General features: G+C 46.0%; 16 protein-coding genes and 1 other RNA gene. 14 read left to right on the forward strand and 3 right to left on the reverse strand.

Features of this window, described 5'->3' with window-relative positions; genetic code table 11:
• Window positions 1-21 precede the first annotated feature (21 nt).
• Window positions 22-591: a nitroreductase family protein gene (locus tag I8U27_RS17570; RefSeq protein WP_181754244.1), complete on the reverse strand. Its 570-nt coding sequence runs from the start codon at window positions 589-591 to the stop codon at window positions 22-24.
• A 463-nt stretch (window positions 592-1,054) separates the two neighbouring features.
• Here I8U27_RS17570 and I8U27_RS17575 point away from each other — a divergent pair, with 463 nt between their 5' ends.
• Window positions 1,055-1,543: a hypothetical protein gene (locus tag I8U27_RS17575; protein ID WP_232345622.1), complete on the forward strand. Its 489-nt coding sequence runs from the start codon at window positions 1,055-1,057 to the stop codon at window positions 1,541-1,543.
• A 402-nt stretch (window positions 1,544-1,945) separates the two neighbouring features.
• On the opposite strand, the gene I8U27_RS17580 is transcribed toward I8U27_RS17575, so the two are convergent.
• Window positions 1,946-3,316: a YjiH family protein gene (locus tag I8U27_RS17580; protein ID WP_181754246.1), complete on the reverse strand. Its 1,371-nt coding sequence runs from the start codon at window positions 3,314-3,316 to the stop codon at window positions 1,946-1,948.
• Window positions 3,317-3,756: 440 nt separating this feature from the next.
• Between I8U27_RS17580 and I8U27_RS17585 the strand changes: the two genes are divergently transcribed.
• Window positions 3,757-4,503, forward strand: a complete 747-nt coding sequence (locus tag I8U27_RS17585; protein ID WP_181754269.1) for an ABC transporter ATP-binding protein — start codon at window positions 3,757-3,759, stop codon at window positions 4,501-4,503.
• 94 nt (window positions 4,504-4,597) lie between these two features.
• Here the strand turns inward: I8U27_RS17585 and I8U27_RS17590 are convergent, their stop codons facing one another.
• Window positions 4,598-5,584 (reverse strand): poly-gamma-glutamate hydrolase family protein, encoded by a 987-nt coding sequence (locus I8U27_RS17590; RefSeq protein WP_181754248.1) that lies wholly within the window; start codon window positions 5,582-5,584, stop codon window positions 4,598-4,600.
• 259 nt (window positions 5,585-5,843) lie between these two features.
• Between I8U27_RS17590 and I8U27_RS17595 the strand changes: the two genes are divergently transcribed.
• The 12 genes from I8U27_RS17595 to I8U27_RS17650 all read left to right on the forward strand — a co-directional run bounded on the left by I8U27_RS17595 (window position 5,844) and on the right by I8U27_RS17650 (window position 17,627).
• The gene (locus tag I8U27_RS17595; RefSeq protein ID WP_181754250.1) at window positions 5,844-7,160 is read left to right on the forward strand and encodes an ArsB/NhaD family transporter; all 1,317 of its coding nucleotides are present in this window, start codon (window positions 5,844-5,846) and stop codon (window positions 7,158-7,160) included.
• A 163-nt stretch (window positions 7,161-7,323) separates the two neighbouring features.
• The gene (pxpB, locus tag I8U27_RS17600) at window positions 7,324-8,052 is read left to right on the forward strand and encodes a 5-oxoprolinase subunit PxpB (RefSeq protein WP_181754271.1); all 729 of its coding nucleotides are present in this window, start codon (window positions 7,324-7,326) and stop codon (window positions 8,050-8,052) included.
• Window positions 8,049-9,050 carry a 5-oxoprolinase subunit C family protein gene (locus I8U27_RS17605; RefSeq protein WP_181754252.1) on the forward strand — a complete coding sequence of 334 codons (1,002 nt, stop codon included), beginning with the start codon at window positions 8,049-8,051 and terminating at the stop codon, window positions 9,048-9,050. Before pxpB ends, I8U27_RS17605 begins: the two co-directional genes overlap by 4 nt.
• Before the next feature lie 14 nt (window positions 9,051-9,064).
• On the forward strand, window positions 9,065-9,829 hold the full coding sequence (locus tag I8U27_RS17610; RefSeq protein WP_181754254.1) for a LamB/YcsF family protein: 765 nt from the start codon (window positions 9,065-9,067) through the stop codon (window positions 9,827-9,829).
• A 300-nt stretch (window positions 9,830-10,129) separates the two neighbouring features.
• Complete coding sequence (locus I8U27_RS17615) at window positions 10,130-11,233, forward strand: hypothetical protein (protein WP_181754256.1); 1,104 nt, start codon at window positions 10,130-10,132, stop codon at window positions 11,231-11,233.
• 128 nt (window positions 11,234-11,361) lie between these two features.
• Window positions 11,362-11,628, forward strand: an RNA gene (ffs, locus tag I8U27_RS17620) — signal recognition particle sRNA large type.
• Between the two features lie 136 nt (window positions 11,629-11,764).
• Window positions 11,765-13,225, forward strand: coding sequence for an ATP-binding protein (locus I8U27_RS17625; RefSeq protein ID WP_181754258.1), 1,461 nt, complete (start codon window positions 11,765-11,767; stop codon window positions 13,223-13,225).
• A gap of 238 nt (window positions 13,226-13,463) precedes the next feature.
• Window positions 13,464-15,173, forward strand: coding sequence for a DNA polymerase III subunit gamma/tau (gene dnaX, locus I8U27_RS17630; RefSeq protein WP_332310910.1), 1,710 nt, complete (start codon window positions 13,464-13,466; stop codon window positions 15,171-15,173).
• Window positions 15,174-15,187: 14 nt separating this feature from the next.
• Entirely contained in the window at window positions 15,188-15,499 is a 312-nt protein-coding gene (locus I8U27_RS17635; protein ID WP_181754260.1) for a YbaB/EbfC family nucleoid-associated protein, read from the forward strand.
• Window positions 15,500-15,528: 29 nt separating this feature from the next.
• Complete coding sequence (recR, locus tag I8U27_RS17640) at window positions 15,529-16,125, forward strand: recombination mediator RecR (protein ID WP_181754262.1); 597 nt, start codon at window positions 15,529-15,531, stop codon at window positions 16,123-16,125.
• 131 nt (window positions 16,126-16,256) lie between these two features.
• Window positions 16,257-17,255: a CPBP family intramembrane glutamic endopeptidase gene (locus I8U27_RS17645; RefSeq protein WP_181754263.1), complete on the forward strand. Its 999-nt coding sequence runs from the start codon at window positions 16,257-16,259 to the stop codon at window positions 17,253-17,255.
• Between the two features lie 96 nt (window positions 17,256-17,351).
• Window positions 17,352-17,627: a pro-sigmaK processing inhibitor BofA family protein gene (locus tag I8U27_RS17650; RefSeq protein WP_232345624.1), complete on the forward strand. Its 276-nt coding sequence runs from the start codon at window positions 17,352-17,354 to the stop codon at window positions 17,625-17,627.
• Window positions 17,628-17,828 lie beyond the last annotated feature (201 nt).

Below are 17,828 nucleotides of genomic sequence, written 5' to 3' on the forward strand. Positions count from 1 at the left end.
ACCAGCGAAAGTAAAAACGGATCAATCATTCCAAATCGTTAATATCTCATTTAAGGGTGTGCGCTCTTTTGCCCGGGGAACCTGGTCAAAGTAACCGATCAGCAGCAGACCGACCACTTTTTCCTGTTCCCGGATGCCCAGTTCAGCTTTGATCGGTTGTATCACCTCATCGTCATATGTTTTCCAAACCATGCCAATCTCTTTTTCCCAGGCCAAAAGCTGGATATTATGGATCAATGCTGAGGTGGCGCACAGATCATCCTCCCATTGGCGGCGCTGATTGCTCTCTTCCATGATGACAAACAAATATACAGGGATGGTTTGTAAATATTGCTCCAGTGCTTTTAACCCCGCTTCGGGCAAATGAGAATAGGCTTGCAGAGCAAGTTTAATCACCCGTTGTCTTCCATTGCCGTAAACAAGAATAAACCGCCATGGTTCTTTTTGATTGTGAAAGGGAGCCCAGATGGCGGTTTGCAAAATCTCCTGAAGTTCTTCGGGCGGAACCGGATCGGAACGGAACTGGCGGATGGTCCGGCGTTCCCGTATAAGATCGGCGAGAGAACGGGCCCCCCGGTTTCTTTTGCTCATCATTGTTTCCCTCATATTCGCATTATTGATAATGATAACTATTATCAATAATTATATCTCTTTTTTTGCCCGGAGCAAATCTAAAATATCAAATAAGGGGAAAATTGATAGTATAACAGTCATCATCACTAAAAATTAAACTGGAAGGAAGCGGATCCATTCAAATGAGTATCCCATTATCAGAGATCTCTCAGGCAATCAGTGCGTACGCTGAAAAGTTCCGGAGTTCAGATCTGCAATCTCTACAGCCGCTAGCTGGGGAGGCAGAATCTTGCCATCCTTTTCACATACTTTCCCAGAAAAAATTTATTTACTAAAAAATAATCCTCTATGCCAAAGTGCGGTTCAAACAAAGTTTAACTGATGTTAAGCTTTTATTTTTTTGCTATTAAGGTAGCCTGTATATGATAAGTGAAAGGTTATGGTTAAACACTTCAACTTGATAAGGGTGGTACCTAAACATATGAAACGGCTTTGGCGTGTGATGAAGAAGTCTTTTCCTGCTACATTTCGTTTTTTCCTGGGCTTACAGTTTCTTATCTACGGGTTGGCGAAAATCGTAATCGGTCAATTTGCCGCTATTGAACCCACGCATAAGATCGCCGGCTTACATCCGGACCCGGAAGGATTTGCTTTAGCCTGGACATTTTTTGCTTATTCCCGAACCTATGAGATTTTGATTGGGATTGGTGAAATAACAGCTGCGCTTCTTATTATGATCCCCCGTACCTCAACTTTGGGTGCGGCAATTTATTTCCCGATTGCTGCCAATGTATTGGCGGTAAACTATTTTTATGGCGTGGGTGTAACTGATTTAAGTCTGGTTCTTGTTATGATGAACCTTGTTCTATTATGGGTGGATCGTAAGAAACTGCTGATGATCTTTTGGAAAACAAATCAGATTGAACGGCATCTCCTGGAAATGAAAAAGAAAGGTGAACAGGCGGCATGACTCCATATGTAATCATGTTATTGGCAGGTATTTTCATCGTGACTACGATCTATTATCTCTTTCAAGATTTTCGTATGGAAAAAAGAAGAGACCAATCTGCCAAATAGAGTTTTGTATTTGGGGCAGAGATTTTGGAGTGCTCCTTTCCCGGGTTATTGTCGATATTTCCCGGAAAATAATTGAAGGCAGAACCCATTCCTGTCATCATTTGCCGAAATGCGACCGCACTTGCTTTTATCTTCCAAGGGGTCAGGAGGTGAATCAGGCTTAAGGTACCAGAATCAAAATAAAGAATCGTCACTTTAAAGTTTGAGACGATTCCTGTCAGCAAATGGAGGTATATTCTTCTTCACTCCATGACAAAACCCCCGCCTTGCTTCAAGTTTTGGCGGGGGTTGTTGATTAGAATATGAGGTGCGCCATTAAAGCCACAATCGGCAGGGAAATCAGTGTGCGCAGCAAGAAAATAATCAGCAGATCTTTAAAGTTAACAGGCACTTTAGAGCCTAATAACAGGCCTCCAACTTCAGACATATAGATCAGCTGGTTCACGGAGACACAAGCGATCACAAACCGTGTCATCTCGCTTTCGATGATGCCGCTGCCGATGACAGCGGGGAGAAACATATCTGCAAACCCGACAACCATCGTTTGTGCAGCTTCACTTGCCTCGGGGATTTGCAACAGTGACAGAAGCGGAACAAACGGTGCACCGAGCCATTTAAATACCGGAGTATACTCGGCAATAATAACGGCTGAGGTTCCCAAAGCCATTACGATTGGCAGGACACCGATCCACATGTCGAGAACATTTTTCATACCGTTTATAAATAGTCGGGAGAACCGATTTTCGTTGGCCCGATCTACTGCTTGCTGAATACCCCATTTCCAGATTGAGGTATTGGCAGGAACCGTTTCATTTAGGCTTCCAGTTGATCCGTCATAGTTGGTATCCGCTTTGCGGGAGAGTGGTGGAATTCGCGGCAGGATAATCGCTGCCGCAAATCCGGCCAGGGCAATGGTCAGATAGTATGGTCCAAACAAATGCCCCAGTTTCACCTGTTCTAACACAACAATCGTAAAGGTAATCGAAACAACTGAGAAGGTGGTACCGATGACGGCTGCTTCCCGTTTCGTGTAAAAGCCGTCTTCATATTGCTTGTTGGTGAGCAACACACCAACCGTCCCATCCCCCAGCCAGGAAGCCAGACAGTCGATGGAGGCGCGTCCGGGAAGGGTAAACAGCGGCCGCATCAGTCTGGTAAACAAAGTGCCAACCATCTCCAGCAGGCCAAAATCCATCAATAAAGGCATAAACAGACCGGCAAAGATAAAAACGGTGATCAGAACGGGAATCAGGCTTGTGAGCAACATTGCACCCGTGTTTTCCGACCAGATCCATTCGGGCCCCCAGTGAAAAAGAGTAAGGACAGCAAAGACGGAGCCGAGCACACGAGTGACTACCCACAAAGGTTTTACATCAAACAGATTTTTGAAAAATGGCCGGTCCATAATAAATGCAGGCCGTACCCATTTGGCGATCAGAGTGAACAGAACAGTCACCAGCATCAATCCTGTCGCAATAGCCGGCAAGAAGTCGGCAAGCTGTTCTTGCAGCCAGTTAGCCAGCAGTGCAACCGGGATTGTCATTTTACCTTCAAACTCAATCGGGACCATGAATAAGATAATGCCGATCAAAGAAGGAATAATAAATTTTAGATAATTCATAACAGGGGGCGTCTGTGGCAGCGTCTGTGTCTGTGGACTTTTCATAAATGATCAACACCTTATTTGTTAGTATAAATTTGATATTATGAAAGCGGATTCATCCCTATTGTAGTATAAACACGGAGCAATGTTGATAATAAAAAAATTGATAAAAAAACCAATTGTATAATTATGATTCGGTGGTTCTAAAGCCCTTATTATTCTGCATAGATAATGTATTTTTATAATATACGTCTAATAATATAACACATGTTTTTTTCAAACACAAAAAAATAAGGATAGTAAACTTTGTCAAGATGGTCCCGGATGAGCCACATGTATTTTTTGTTTTCGTCAGCTGCTTCCGAGTCAGTAGGAAGGGTTGCTGCTTGAATCTGACTAACTTTTTATCCCCTGTTTATACTTTGTTAATTTTTTTGTTATTTGCCGTAGATATTCGTTGTTTACAATCAGACTCAAAGATAAAGGGGGATCATAAAGTGGGAATGATTTTGCAGACCAAACATTTGGTAAAAGAATACGGGACAGGGGATACACGTTTTTATGCGTTAAATGATGTAAATCTGCAAATTGGGGCAGGGGAATTTGTAGTGATTATGGGCCAGAGTGGTTCCGGAAAATCCACCTTGCTCAATATGCTGTCAGGATTAGACCGGCCCACTTCCGGTGAAATCATCCTGGACGGGATTCACCTCAACCGGCTGAATGATGCGGAGCGTACACTGGTACGGCGTGAAAAAATCGGTTTTATTTTTCAATTTTTCAATCTGATCCCTGTGTTAAATGTGTTAGAAAATGTAACACTGCCATTGAGGTTGGGGGGTGAAAAAAACAAAAAATGGGAACGAAGAGCGAAAGAGTTATTGGCCATAGTAGGATTGAGCGACAAGTTAACCTCCCGCCCCGCAGAACTTTCCGGAGGGCAGCAACAGAGGGTGGCGATTGCGCGCGCGCTCCTCTCCCGTCCGGCCTTGATTATGGCAGATGAACCTACGGGAAGTTTAGATTCAAAAACTAGTAAAGATGTGTTGGAATTGCTGAAATCGTGCTGTTCTCAATTTAACCAGACGATCGTGCTGGTAACGCATGATGCACAGGTAGCCTCTTTTGCGGAACGGGTGTTGTTTATGAAAGACGGAAGACTGGCAGACGAATTGTTTATTCATCCGGATGAGTCCTTAAGAAGCCAGCAAATTGCCGAAATTTACCGGAGAATTGAAATGATCGCTTGATAGTGATTCAAATCCTCTGTTTTACTGGAAACCGATTCGGAATACAGGAGCTAAAAACGCCGATGCCCCCTTAAAAAGGAGTCATCGGCGTTTTTTAATAATGTAATCCGGCATAGACATAAGAAGAGAGTTTAGAAGTATTGACGATTTGGATTTTATAGTAGCCGCTTGGCAGCCCGGTCAACTGGTGTTTAATAAGCCCTTCTCTAAAGCTGCTTGTTTTGGTCCGGGACATGACCAGGCGGTTATTCTGATCGTAAACATTAAAGCGAATGGTGACGGAATCGTTAGTGTTGTTAGGATTTTGAACTCCAAGGATATAATCGGATTGATCCAGATAAAATAATTTTCCGCCATTGATCCAGGTTGAGGAAGTGAAGTTATCGTAATTAAAATCAAATACCCTTTCATACGGGTTTGCATATGCCGCGGAAATCCCTTGTCTGACAGCTGTTACAAAATCTTCAAATCGCTCTGGTTTACTGGACAGTTCATCGCGTAATCCTCTGGTTAACTCCATTTGTACACCGGCATGAGTCCTGTTCATATTACAAATATTTTTAGGATTTGTGCCGGCATATTCAGGTGGAGTTGTTGGTGCAATCTCAAAATTTTTTTCAGCTAACTTTCTGGCGATTATTTCTTTTAAGTAATGGTTGTTGCCACCCATGTAAACGATTTGCGTGTCCACCCCGGCCGCACCATGTACGGAAACCACTTTGTGGGCTCTGGCTGCCATTTTAACGGCAGCAGGTTCATCAAAGTGAGTGGAGGTGATGTGAAGGTCACGATTTTCTCCCGCTGGTTTTTTTCCTTCAAACAGATAAAGGTTGTAATTGTCCCCGGCGATCCCTTCAGCTATTTTTGAAGTTCCGGGCTCGATTCCCCCGCCATGGATTGCCATAACAGTTACATTGCTTGAGTTTGAACGGGTCCGGATGACATAGTCTTCGCCGATTTGTTCATTGGCTGCCAGTTCCTCATAATTTTCATATTTGTCAGCAGCGAAGGAAACGGAAGGGAAGCAGAAAGAAGAGACAGTTAAACATAAGGAAGTGATTATCATTAGTTGTTTCTTCATTTAAAAACTCCTTTTCATTTAAACAACAATATGTGGTTAGTATATCAGTAGATATAAAAAAGAGCGATAATCAGGAGAAATGACAATATTTATTCAAATATGCCTAACAGCAATGTTCAGGAATCAATCCGGTGCGAATCACAGGATGCCTGAACCTTCCTTTTCATTTTTTTGAATGTTTTCTGTATCATCGGCCCGGGCTGTATAGATTGTATGAATTGGGGGAGTCTGTCATCTAGGGGATTCCCTGTTTATTTTTATGAAGGAGCTGAGCGGTTTGGAACAATCAACATGGGCCATTATTATATTTTTAGCTGTATATGCCTTTCTGATCACTGAAAAAATCAGCCGGAGCGTAGTCGCCCTGGCAGGGGCTGTCATGATGGTCATCGCAGGTATTTTGGATGTTGAGGCAGCTTTTACGCATTATATTGAGTGGGATACGATCACATTATTAATTGGAATGATGATACTGGTCGGAATTACCAATAAAACGGGCGTATTTCAATATATTGCAATAAAATCGGCTAAAGCCGCGGGCGGCAATCCGATTCGCATCTTAGTGATTCTTTCATTGCTGACGGCTGTATTATCTGCTTTGCTCGACAATGTGACAACGGTGTTATTAGTGGTTCCCGTTACCTTTTCCATTACAAGGATCCTGCGGGTCAATCCGGTTCCGTTCTTAATTTCAGAAGTGGTTGCATCCAATATAGGGGGAACGGCCACCTTGATTGGCGACCCTCCCAATATCATGATTGGGTCAGCCATCAAACATTTGACATTTGTCCAGTTTATTATTCACCTTGCCCCGATTGCGGCGGTTATTCTGATTGTTATTTTAGTGCTATTGTATTTCATTTACCGGGGACAATTTCATGCAGCGGACAGTATGGAAAAACTAAATGAAATCAATGAACGAGATTATATCCGGGAACCCTTATTAATGAAAAAGTCGCTGGCGGTACTGGCGTTAACCATGCTCGGGTTTGTTCTCCATTCTTTTATCCATATTGAGGCATCTGTCATTGCAGTTGCCGGAGCGGCGATATTGATGTTGATTGGGCTGCGTGAAAATGAGATTGAAGAAGCGCTAGATTTTGTGGAATGGCAGTCTATTTTCTTTTTCGCAGGCCTGTTTACACTGGTAGGAGGATTGCAAGAGGTTGGGGTGATTAAGAATTTGGCTGCTCAAGTATTAGAGATTACAGACGGAAATATTCCGCTGGCATCCATTCTCATCCTGTGGGGATCAGGGATTATATCCGGAGTCATCGATAATATTCCGTTCGTGGCAACGATGATCCCCTTAATACGGGATATGGCAGCTGGATTAGGGTATTCCATTGCTTCTCCGGAAATCAATACTCTCTGGTGGTCTCTGGCACTTGGCGCCTGTTTGGGAGGAAACAGTACCATTATCGGCGCTTCTGCCAATGTGATTGTAGCCAGTTTAGCGGCCAGGGAGGGAAAAGGATTCAGCTACTGGGAGTTCTTCAAAATTGGCGCGCCTGTTACATTTGTATCTTTAATCATGGCGACCATTTATGTTTACTTTAGATATCTGACCCCCTGACAAGAGTCTATGCCCTGAACAAGGAGGGGGCTTTTTATGTTGTTTTCCTGCTATAGTATAATAAAAGCCTTAGCCTTGAACCGGTGAGAGCAAGCGGGAAGGCCGGTTATAACGGAGGTGGGAAAATCTGGAACATAAACCGAATGGGTCATTTTCTTTTGCCATCTCTCCGCTTGGGGATACGGCTGTCATTCTGGAAGCGGGAAAAGATATTAATGAAGAAACACATCGCAGAGTCCATGCTTTAAGCTCCTATCTTGAGGAGAACCCATTTCCCGGATTGATCGAAATTGTCCCTGCTTTTACCACTGTCACCATCTATTACGATCCCGCAGTTATTTGTAACGCTCCGACAGTTGCAACTCAGCGCAATGGAGCCGGTTCCCGTCCGGCCCCTTATCAGATGGTCTGTTCTTATCTCTCCCAGGCGTGCAACCGGTTAGGCCGCATCGGCACTTACCAGCCAAGAACGGTTGAAATTCCGGTCTGTTATGGTGGAGAATGGGGACCTGACTTAACTGAAGTAGCGCATCAAAATAGCCTGACGCCGGATGAAGTGGTTGAAATCCATACACAGCCTGACTATCTTGTATATATGATTGGGTTTGCACCGGGCTTCCCTTATCTGGGCGGGTTGTCAGAGCAAATTTCCACTCCGCGAAAAAGTTCTCCCCGTTTGTCCATTCCGGCAGGCAGTGTGGGGATTGCCGGGTCACAAACAGGTATTTATCCCATCTCTACTCCCGGTGGCTGGCAAATCATTGGACGTACTCCTCTCGCTTTGTTCCGTCCCGTTGAAAATCCGCCAAGTTTGCTGCAAGCAGGAGATATGGTTCGTTTTAGAGCCATTTCCCCGGAAGAATTTAAAAATTGGAAAGGGGAGACGGCATGAGTATCAAGGTTATTCATCCCGGGTTGCTGACCACTGTTCAGGATCAGGGGCGTCACGGTTTTCAAAAGTACGGGGTGATTGTTGGCGGAGCGATGGATTCGTTTGCCATACGTATGGCCAATCTGCTTGTCGGAAACGAGGAAGGGGAAGCCGCACTGGAAGTAACACTCCGGGGACCTGAACTTCAATTTCAGGATGATCTGCTGATCTCGATCTGCGGCGGTGATCTCTCCCCTGCAATTAACGGAGTTCCTGTTCCCGGATGGCGTCCTGTTTACGTCAAAAAAGGGGGAATCCTCCGCTTTGGAGCTTGTGTTTCCGGCTGCCGGGCTTACCTTGCTGTGGCTGGTGGACTGGATGTTCCGAAGGTGATGGAAAGCCGGAGTACCTATTTGCGTGCGAAACTGGGCGGCTTTCGAGGGAGGGCTCTGCAAAAAGGTGATCATTTGCCTGTGCAGCCACCTCCACAGGCCGCTGAGAAAATCAAAGCCCGGCTGTTTCCGGCGGACTCACAACCATTTAAAGCGGCTGGCTCTTTTTTAAGTTTAGAGGTGCTTCCCGCATATCGGAATCATCCTGTGGTCCGTTTTATCCGCGGACGTGAATTTGCCCTGTTTGCAAAAAAAAGCAGAGAAGCTTTTACTTTTTCCCCCTATACAGTAACGCCGCAATCTGACCGGATGGGGTACCGGCTGAAGGGTCCTGCGCTTTCGTTAACAGAACCGGCCGACTTGATTTCAGAAGCAGTTTCAGCCGGGACGGTACAGGTTCCGCCGGACGGGAATCCCATTATTCTGATGGCTGACAGGCAAACAACGGGAGGATACCCTAAGATTGCCCAGGTTGCCAGCGTCGATCTGCCGGTGGTGGCTCAGGTCAAGCCCGGTGAAACCATTACCTTTCGGGAAATATCCCTGGATGAGGCGCAGATGTTATATCTGGAACGTGAAGCCGAAATTGCGTTGATGCGGAAAAGCATTTCTCTTTATCTAAAATGAGGAGAGTGAACAAAATGTATTCCGTAGATTTAAACAGTGACCTGGGGGAAAGCTTTGGTGTGTACCGGCTGGGAAATGACGAACAGATTCTTGACATTGTTACTTCAGCCAACATTGCCTGTGGCTTTCATGCCGGTGATCCTTCGACAATGAAAAAAACAGTCAGAATGGCCCTGGATAAAGGGACCGCGATTGGTGCCCACCCGGGCCTGCCTGACCGGTGCGGATTTGGGCGCCGCGAGATGGCGATTACGCCGCAAGAAGCGTTTGATATGGTGATATATCAAATTGGTGCCCTGGCTGCTTTTGTAAAAGCCGAGGGCGGGCGAATGCAACATGTGAAACCGCATGGGGCTCTGTACAATATGGCAGCTGTCGGCAGAGCCCTTTCCGAAGCGATTGCCGAAGCTGTTTACAGGATAGATCCGGAATTGATCCTGTTTGGCCTGGCAGGCAGTGAGTTGATTAAAGCTGGTGAGAAACTGGGGCTTCGCACCGCCAGTGAAGTTTTTGCCGACCGGACTTACCAGCAGGACGGAACACTCACGCCCCGAAGCAGGGAGGATGCTTTCATCCATGATCCGGAACAGGCGGCCGCGCAGGTGATTCGGATGGTGAAGGAAGGTAAAGTTCGTTCGCGGCAAGGCACAGACGTTCCACTCACGGCTCAAACTATTTGTATCCACGGAGATGGTCCCCGGGCACTGCAATTATCCCGCCGGATTCGGCAGCTCCTGATTTCGGCCGGTATTTCCATTCAGCCGCCGGGGGAAGGATAAGCTTCCGGATGATTCCCGGAGATCATGAGAGGAATCCTGTTTCTGATGCGCCCATTTCAGGGTCTGCCCATTGGTTTTGTATCAAAATTAAATTTAACAGCAAACAGATCGGTCAATGCCTGTAATGAACGGGTGTTTACTGATCTTTTTTATTTGGAGTGACTTGCGCTTTTGATTCAGCAGCAGACGAAAGTTTCGCAATCTTTGAAAATAGGTGTTGAAAAAAATTCCCAAAAGGATTAATATTTAAACACAAAAATTTCCAATTTGGTTATTGGTACATTTCGGAGGTGCTTTGCAATGTCTAAAAGAGCGTTAAGGCGTTTGATTGCCGTAACTGTAATCGCAAATCTTGTATTGGGGATATTCCCGTTCCTTTCCTTTGCAGCAGAGAAATCCCTGAGGGGGGACTTTAACCTGACCAGCATGTGCCGTCCGGATGATTTTACTGCCGGGCTTCGCGTTACGAACCATTCAAACAAAGATCAAGCCTACACACTTGTCCGTCTGGGGAGCAACGAAAAAATCGAAGGAGTTGTGAAGGCAAACAAAGAAGCGCTTGTAAAAGTCAAGTGGAGAGGTGCAAATGACACATGGAAGCTGCAGATCGATGGACACTCTTTTATCAAAGCGATTGGCAATAATGGCAAATGCGGAACCGGGAAGCCTGACCGTGCCCTTTTCAATCTCATCAGTAACTGCCGGATTGACGATCAATCGGCACAATTTCGCATCCAAAACCGTTCGGACAAGGATTATAAGTATAATCTCGTTCGCGTGGGTGGTAATGAAAAATACGAAGGAGTGGCAAAAGCGGGGCAAGACTCAGTGGTCAAAGTAACTTGGACAAGCCCCGGCGATACATGGAAACTGGAAATTGCCGGCCATACATTCACGAAAACTGCGGACAACAACATCAAATGCAAAGCTGCAGTAACGCCGCCGCGTGCAGACTTCAACCTGATCAGCATGTGCCGCCCGGATCATCTCAAGGCAAAGTTTCGCATTCAAAACAAGGCCGGCAAGGATTATGATTTCACCCTGACCCGCTTTGGAGACGGAAAACAGTACAATGGTACAGTGAATGCTGGCAGCGATGCCTATGTAGAAGTGCCGTGGAGCAGTTCCAAAGATACCTGGAAATTGTCGATTGGCGGACATGCTTTCATAAAAGTTGCAGGTGACAACAAAAAGTGCAAGACAGATCAACCACCGGGGGATGGAAGCAACGGGAACAATGAAAACAGCGGTAACAACAATGAGGGTAATAACAAGGAAGGTAATAACGGAACAGGCGGACCTTTACCCAAAACGGCTACCGATTATATAATGAATTCTCTGCTCGGTTTGGGAATGTTTGCTCTCGGTGCTTTCGCCCTCCAATTGCAAAACAAATCCCTGTGATCAGATTAGCCACATTTCAATTTGCGGCAGGTCCCTGAAAGACGGATACATAAGGCGAGTAAAACTTTGGTCAGGGAAATGGACCCAATCATTGATCCAAATGCCTGTTTTATGTTATATTAATAACACCGCGCTAGATGGGGAGGTAGCGGTGCCCTGTAGCCCGTAATCCGCTATAACGGGGTTGAATTCCTATCCGAGGCCCTTTCTGTGTGAGGTCTGGTCTGTTCAGACAGTGTTGACGATCGGGTCCTGCGCAACGAGTGCTTCTGAACCGTGTCAGGTCCTGACGGAAGCAGCACTAAGGGAGATTTCTCGTGTGCCGCAGGGGTGCCTGGTCTGAGTTGTCTGTACAGAGTCCGCTCAGGCAGATGGTGTCGGAGATAGGTGCGCGGTACATATGGTGAAGCAAAACAAACTGCCTTGGTAAAGCAAGGTGGTTTTTTTGTGTCCATTTTGAAAAAAATATTAAAAAATCGGGCTTGAGGAAGGAACAAGAAAATGAAGGTAGAATAAGGAAATTAGATCTATTTGGATGAAAATGTAAATGACACCGGGAAAATGGCGGTCGTAGGAAATGAAGGGGGTGGACAAGTGCCCATTGCGTTTCAACTCGACATGAACTTCAACCGATTAAGGCATTGGATGAAGCGTTTTTCCCGAGCAGTGATGATCGTGGACGATCATGGTGTCATCCTGGATGTGAACAATCCTTTTCAACGGCTTGTCCAATTAAAAAATCATGAAATTAAAGGGAAATCATATATGCAGTTTTTAACCATCCCTGAAAAGCTGGAGCTGGGAAGGAAAAATGTGCAGTGGTTGAAAGGAAAGCTGCGATGTGGCGATGCGAATATGATTAAAACGGAGATACAGATGCTAGCCGGGAATGATGAACACAGGTCTTACCATGTGCTTACATTTTACCCCGTCACTCCTTATGAAACGATCGCCGCCCAGTTGATCTCAAATATACATCTAGGTATCGTGTTGTTGGACCATTGTCAAAAAGTGATCGAGATAAACCAGGCGGCAAGTGAGTACCTGGGAATTGAAAGAGTTTCAGCGCTGGGCCGGACACTCCCGGAGATTTTTGCAGAGACGGGTGACGGGCAACCTGATGCGGATCGGCTCTGCTCTTTTTATTCCTTGCAGGAAGAACGGCGGTGGGTTGAGGTGAAATGGAAAGGAAAAGGGATTACCCGGAACTTATCCATGACGGCACACCCGGTCTGCGACAGGGATCAGGAATGTAAAGGTTATTACTTGATCATAGAAAATGTAACTGAAGTTCGCGCCCTGGAAAAGCAGGTCCGGCGCAATAACCGGCTGGCGACAATTGGTCAGATTGCAGCCGGCACCGCACATGAGATCAGAAATCCTCTTACCTCGATTAAAGGCTTTTTGCAGGTGATCGGACATAAACTGAGAGAGAACAACCAGCTGAAAGAACATGGTTACATTGAGATTATGCAGAGAGAAATCAGCCGCATCAGCAACCTTGTGGGTGAGTTTTTACTGTTAAGCAAGCCGCGGGATGTTCATCTGCGGACAGTTAATGTTTGCCAGGTTTTAAAAGAGATTCTGCCGCTTATTAAAAATGAAGCCCTTTTACATAATGTCACTGTTAACATCGAGAGACGGCTTTCTTCCCTTCCCATGGTGATTGCGGATGGGGAATTGTTAAAACAAGTGTTTCTCAACCTCTGCAAAAATGCCATTGAAGCCATGCGGGACGGCGGACTGCTCACCATACGGCTGGGGCTGCAGGAACCGGAAAATAAGTTTGTTGTGGATATTGTTGACGCAGGGCCGGGCATTCCTTCCCATGTTTTGGAACAGATCTTTGACCCCTTTTTTACGACCAAGGAAAATGGGACTGGTTTGGGTCTGCCCATCTGTAAGCAGATTTTAAATGAGTTTGGAGGCCGGATTGATGTTACCTCCGACGAGATGGGCACCACTTTCCATGTTCATCTGCCCCTGGTCTGATTTGGAAAAAAGACGGACGGCTTTGAAAGCTCTGGAGAGTCTGATTGTGCAAGAGAGAACAATAAGGCTGCAGGTGAGAGTGGTGCAATCAGCCCGACGATTCCCAACATTTTTATCATACTCACCGGAATAGAGTCGGTTCGGAAACCGGCCTTTTTTGTTCCCTGCTTTGGAAAAAACGCTTCAGTGTAGTATGATAAGAGAGATAACTATCTTTGCCCCTGATGGGGATGTTGGGGTGTTGGCTGTGTCCTATCAGGCATTGTATCGGGTGTGGAGACCACAGCGATTTGCGGATTTAGTCGGTCAAGAACATGTGACACAAACGTTGATGAATGCCTTGAGAGAAGGGCATCTTTCCCATGCCTATCTTTTTAATGGCCCGCGTGGAACAGGGAAAACAACTGCGGCTAAACTTATGGCGAAAGCTGTCAACTGCACCCATGGTCCGGCACCCGAGCCGTGCAATGAGTGTGACGCCTGCAGGCGAATCACCGAGGGCGCTATCATGGATGTGGTTGAAATTGACGCCGCCTCCAACCGCGGGGTTGATGAAATTCGCGAGTTGCGGGATAAAGTGAAGTATGCTCCGACAGAAGTCCGTTATAAAGTGTATATTATTGATGAAGTACACATGTTAACAACGGAAGCTTTTAATGCTTTGCTTAAAACGTTGGAAGAACCTCCGGCACACGTTATTTTTATTTTGGCGACCACTGAGCCTCACAAACTTCCTCCAACAATTATCTCACGCTGTCAGCGATTTTCCTTCCGGCGGTTTTCCTTTGAGCAAATCGTCAATCGACTCAAAGTGATCTGTGAATCCGTGCAGATCGCCTTTGATGAACCTGCCCTGTATGCGATTGCCCGTGCGGCTGACGGCGGAATGAGAGATGCTTTGAGTTTGTTGGATCAAGCTTTGGCGTTTGGCGGGGATCGTCTGGATGAAAGAGTTGTCCTTGCGGTCACTGGTGCAGTTTCCCGGGATATTCTGTTTCAACTTTTACAGGAGATCGCCGGGCAGAACATCGCTGCGGCCCTGAAGGTTGTGGATGAGTGTATCATGGGGGGGTTAGAGCCGGAAAAAATGATGCAGGACCTTACCCATACTTGCCGTGATCTCCTCTTGTTCAAGACCGCGCCGCAACTGACGGAAATTCAAGGGAGTATCATTGGCGGCCCCGGCAGTCAGCTGGCGGAAAAGCTGTCTGTCAGTCAGTTGAGCGATATGTTAGATCAACTGATTCATTATCAACAACAGATGAAGTGGGTGGCTCACCCGAAAATTTTATTGGAAATGGCGATCATACGCCTTTCCCAGCCTCAGGCTGCTCCAAACGGTGTTTCTTCAAATGAGATTGGTGATTTGTGGGGGCGGGTACGGCATCTGGAGCAAACAATCGAAAATTTGTGCCAATCCCCGCCTGTTTCCCAGGTAACAACGAGTCCTGCCGAGCCGGAGACGACACCAATGGCAAAAGGTGCGCGGAAGCGGCCAGCATCCGGCAAACCGACAACCATTCGCGGCGATTGGTTACATCAACTTTCGGCCGAACGTCTGGAAGAGGTCAAGAGGGCCTGGCCGGAAGTTTTACATCGTATCAAAGAAGAAAAAATTACTGTCCATGCCTGGCTGATTGATGGAGAGCCTGTTGGAGCGACGCAGGATAAAGTAATTGTAGCTTTCAAAAGTAAAATCCATCGTGATACGACCGAAAAAGAAGCGAATAAGACACTGATCCAGCAAGTACTGGGTCAGGTTTTGAGAAGACCTGCCACCTTACAAACACTGATGTTTGCAGAGTGGAATGAAATACGGGCAAAAACCGGTTCTGATTCATCTGCCGGGGGAAACAGTCGTGCCCGGCCGGAGTCTCGGGAAGATGATGTGGTGAATAAGGCAATTGAGTTGTTTGGAAAAGACCTTGTGGAAATCTCAAAAGGTTAAAGGGGAGTATAGGAATGAAAAATATGAACCAAATGATGAAACAAGTGAAAAAAATGCAAGCGGAAATGGCAAAGGCTCAACAGGAACTTGAGAAAAAGGAAGTTGTGGGTACCGCAGGAGGCGGAGTGGTCAAAGTAACCATGAACGGGCATAAACAATTGCTTGGAGTGGAAATCGAACCGGACGTGGTAGATCCTGACGATGTAGAAATGTTGCAAGATCTGATTACCGCCGCATTTAATGAAGCCATGAAGCAAGTGGACGAATTGGTCTCGAAAGATTTAGGTAAATTTACAGCCGGTATGAATATACCCGGTTTATTCTAAATTAAGGTTTTTACTAGGGGTGGCTGACCGTGTATGTGCCTGAACCGATATCGAAACTGATTGAAGGTTTCATGCGCTTGCCGGGCATTGGACCAAAGACGGCTCAACGCTTGGCGTTTTTTGTTTTAAGTATGGAAGAAGATGATGTATTGGATTTAGCAAAAGCACTGGTCAGGGCGAAGAGAGATTTGCGTACCTGCTCTGTCTGTGGAAATATTACGGATCAAGACCCCTGTTATATTTGTACAGATAAAAAGCGCGACTCCTCAGTGATCTGTGTTGTACAAGATACAAAAGATCTGATGGCGATGGAGCGGACACGAGAGTACAATGGGATGTATCATGTTTTGCACGGGGCCATTTCACCAATTGAAGGAATAGGGCCGGATGAGCTCAAGATTCCTGATTTACTCCGGCGGTTGGGCGATGAGACTGTCCAGGAGTTAATTTTGGCTACCAATCCCAATATTGAAGGGGAAGCGACTGCCATGTACCTGTCCAAGCTGGTTAAACCGTTTGGGCTCAAGGTAACAAGGATCGCACATGGTCTTCCTGTCGGCGGGGATTTGGAGTATGCTGATGAAGTTACTTTAACCAAAGCTTTAGAGGGAAGACGAGAGGTTTAGTCTCCATCTTTTTCGCATAGAATGAAAGCGGCACCTTCTTCTGTACAGGAGAGCAGTGTCGCTTTCAGCTTTTTTAGCGGAAAGCTGCCTCAAAGAGATTGAACAACTCCTAAAAAGATAGGTGGAGAAGAATGAAAGCAATTTCTCTTGCCCGCTCGTACTGGTTGAGCAGTGAACCCGGCCCCCGCCGAATTGACCAGATTCGCAATAGGATTGCCTGGGTCTGCTGCATTTGTTTTTTCTTTATGGTGCCCCTGGAATATGCTTCTTTACAGTGGCTGAGAACGGAGCGCGGAACCTGGCTGATTCTGCGGGCACAAGAAGCAGATTCTTTAACTGTGGTGCTTTCTTTTGTGTGGTCGCTGCTTGTTTTAGGAACGACGGTTCTGTTCCTGATCACGGGATGTTTGAGCCGGTTTGCTTATGAAAAGAGAAGCAGAAACAGCCGGCTCCATGTGTTGGATCTTGTTTATTACACAGCCTGGATACAAACTCTCACCATGCTTGTTTCCATTATCTTTTATCTCTGGCCGAATGGAGCTGAGAGTGTCTGGTTGACAGTGATTGATCCTTACCTTCCACATATGTGGATGCTGTTGGCTTCTCTGGTCCTGTTTCAACATAAACTTCGAGACCTGGGTTTTGGGAAAACAAATACCCGTTTTTGGCTGCTGGTTCCGGTTATAAGTGTGCTTGTATATGGTTTGGTTTATTTTTTCCTGGACCGCTGGGTGACAGAGCCGGTAGCGCACTTTTTCTCTTTAGAACTTTCTTCGTGGCGCGAGGAAAGTATCAGCCAGGATGTAAGGGTGGCTCGGGAAACGGGCTGGGAGGCCAGTCTCTGTCAATTGGTGATGCTGGGGATGATTGGTCCTGCAGCCGAAGAAATTTTATTCCGGGGAGTTTTACAACAGATGATAACCCGCTGCCTGGGAGTGGCGACTGGGATTATCCTATCCGCAGCTCTGTTCGCTTTATTTCATGTGGATGTTGCCCTGCTGGGTCCACTGTTTATATTAGGGCTGATTTTGTCCTGTTTCAGGGTCTGGTTTAACAGCTTATGGGCTCCTGTTCTCTTTCATATTTTGAATAATTCAATATCTGTCATCCTGGAATGGGTTCAGGTATAAAGCTTTTGAAAAAGTTCCTGAAAATGGAGTACCGGTTCTAATCTCATCCTCCGTTTCATAGTTTTTAATAGCTTGTACCATGATAGGAGGATGGTTATGTTTGAGATGAAATGGTGGTTGATCACAGGGTTGGGGGGTATTTTGTTTTTTATGGCGATCAACCGCTCTGTCAGACAGCCGCTTAAATGGATTTGGTATGGCCTATTATATACAGCGGTTGGAGGAATTGTTTTGTTTATTATCAACCTGTTTGGCCAGTATATCCATTTCCATATTCCGATTAACCCGGTTACCGCTTTGATTGCCGGTGTATTGGGGATCCCCGGCTTACTGTACCTGGTTGTGGTGAAGCTCGTCCTGATGGGGGGATAAAAATAAAATAAAAAAGTGTTGACACAGCATATTAAAGGTGATAGTATCTTATTTGTCGCCGCGAACAAGAAGGTTTGCAAAGCGGCTGACACCAAAATGAAGCAAAGTGTTCCTTGAAAACTAAAGAGTGATTACACGACCTGTTGATTCTTTTTGAGCAATCAAACTTCATGGAGAGTTTGATCCTGGCTCAGGACGAAC

It is taken from the genome of Paenactinomyces guangxiensis (genome assembly GCF_016055185.1).
GTDB classification, from domain to species: Bacteria; Bacillota; Bacilli; order Thermoactinomycetales; family Thermoactinomycetaceae; genus Paenactinomyces; species Paenactinomyces guangxiensis.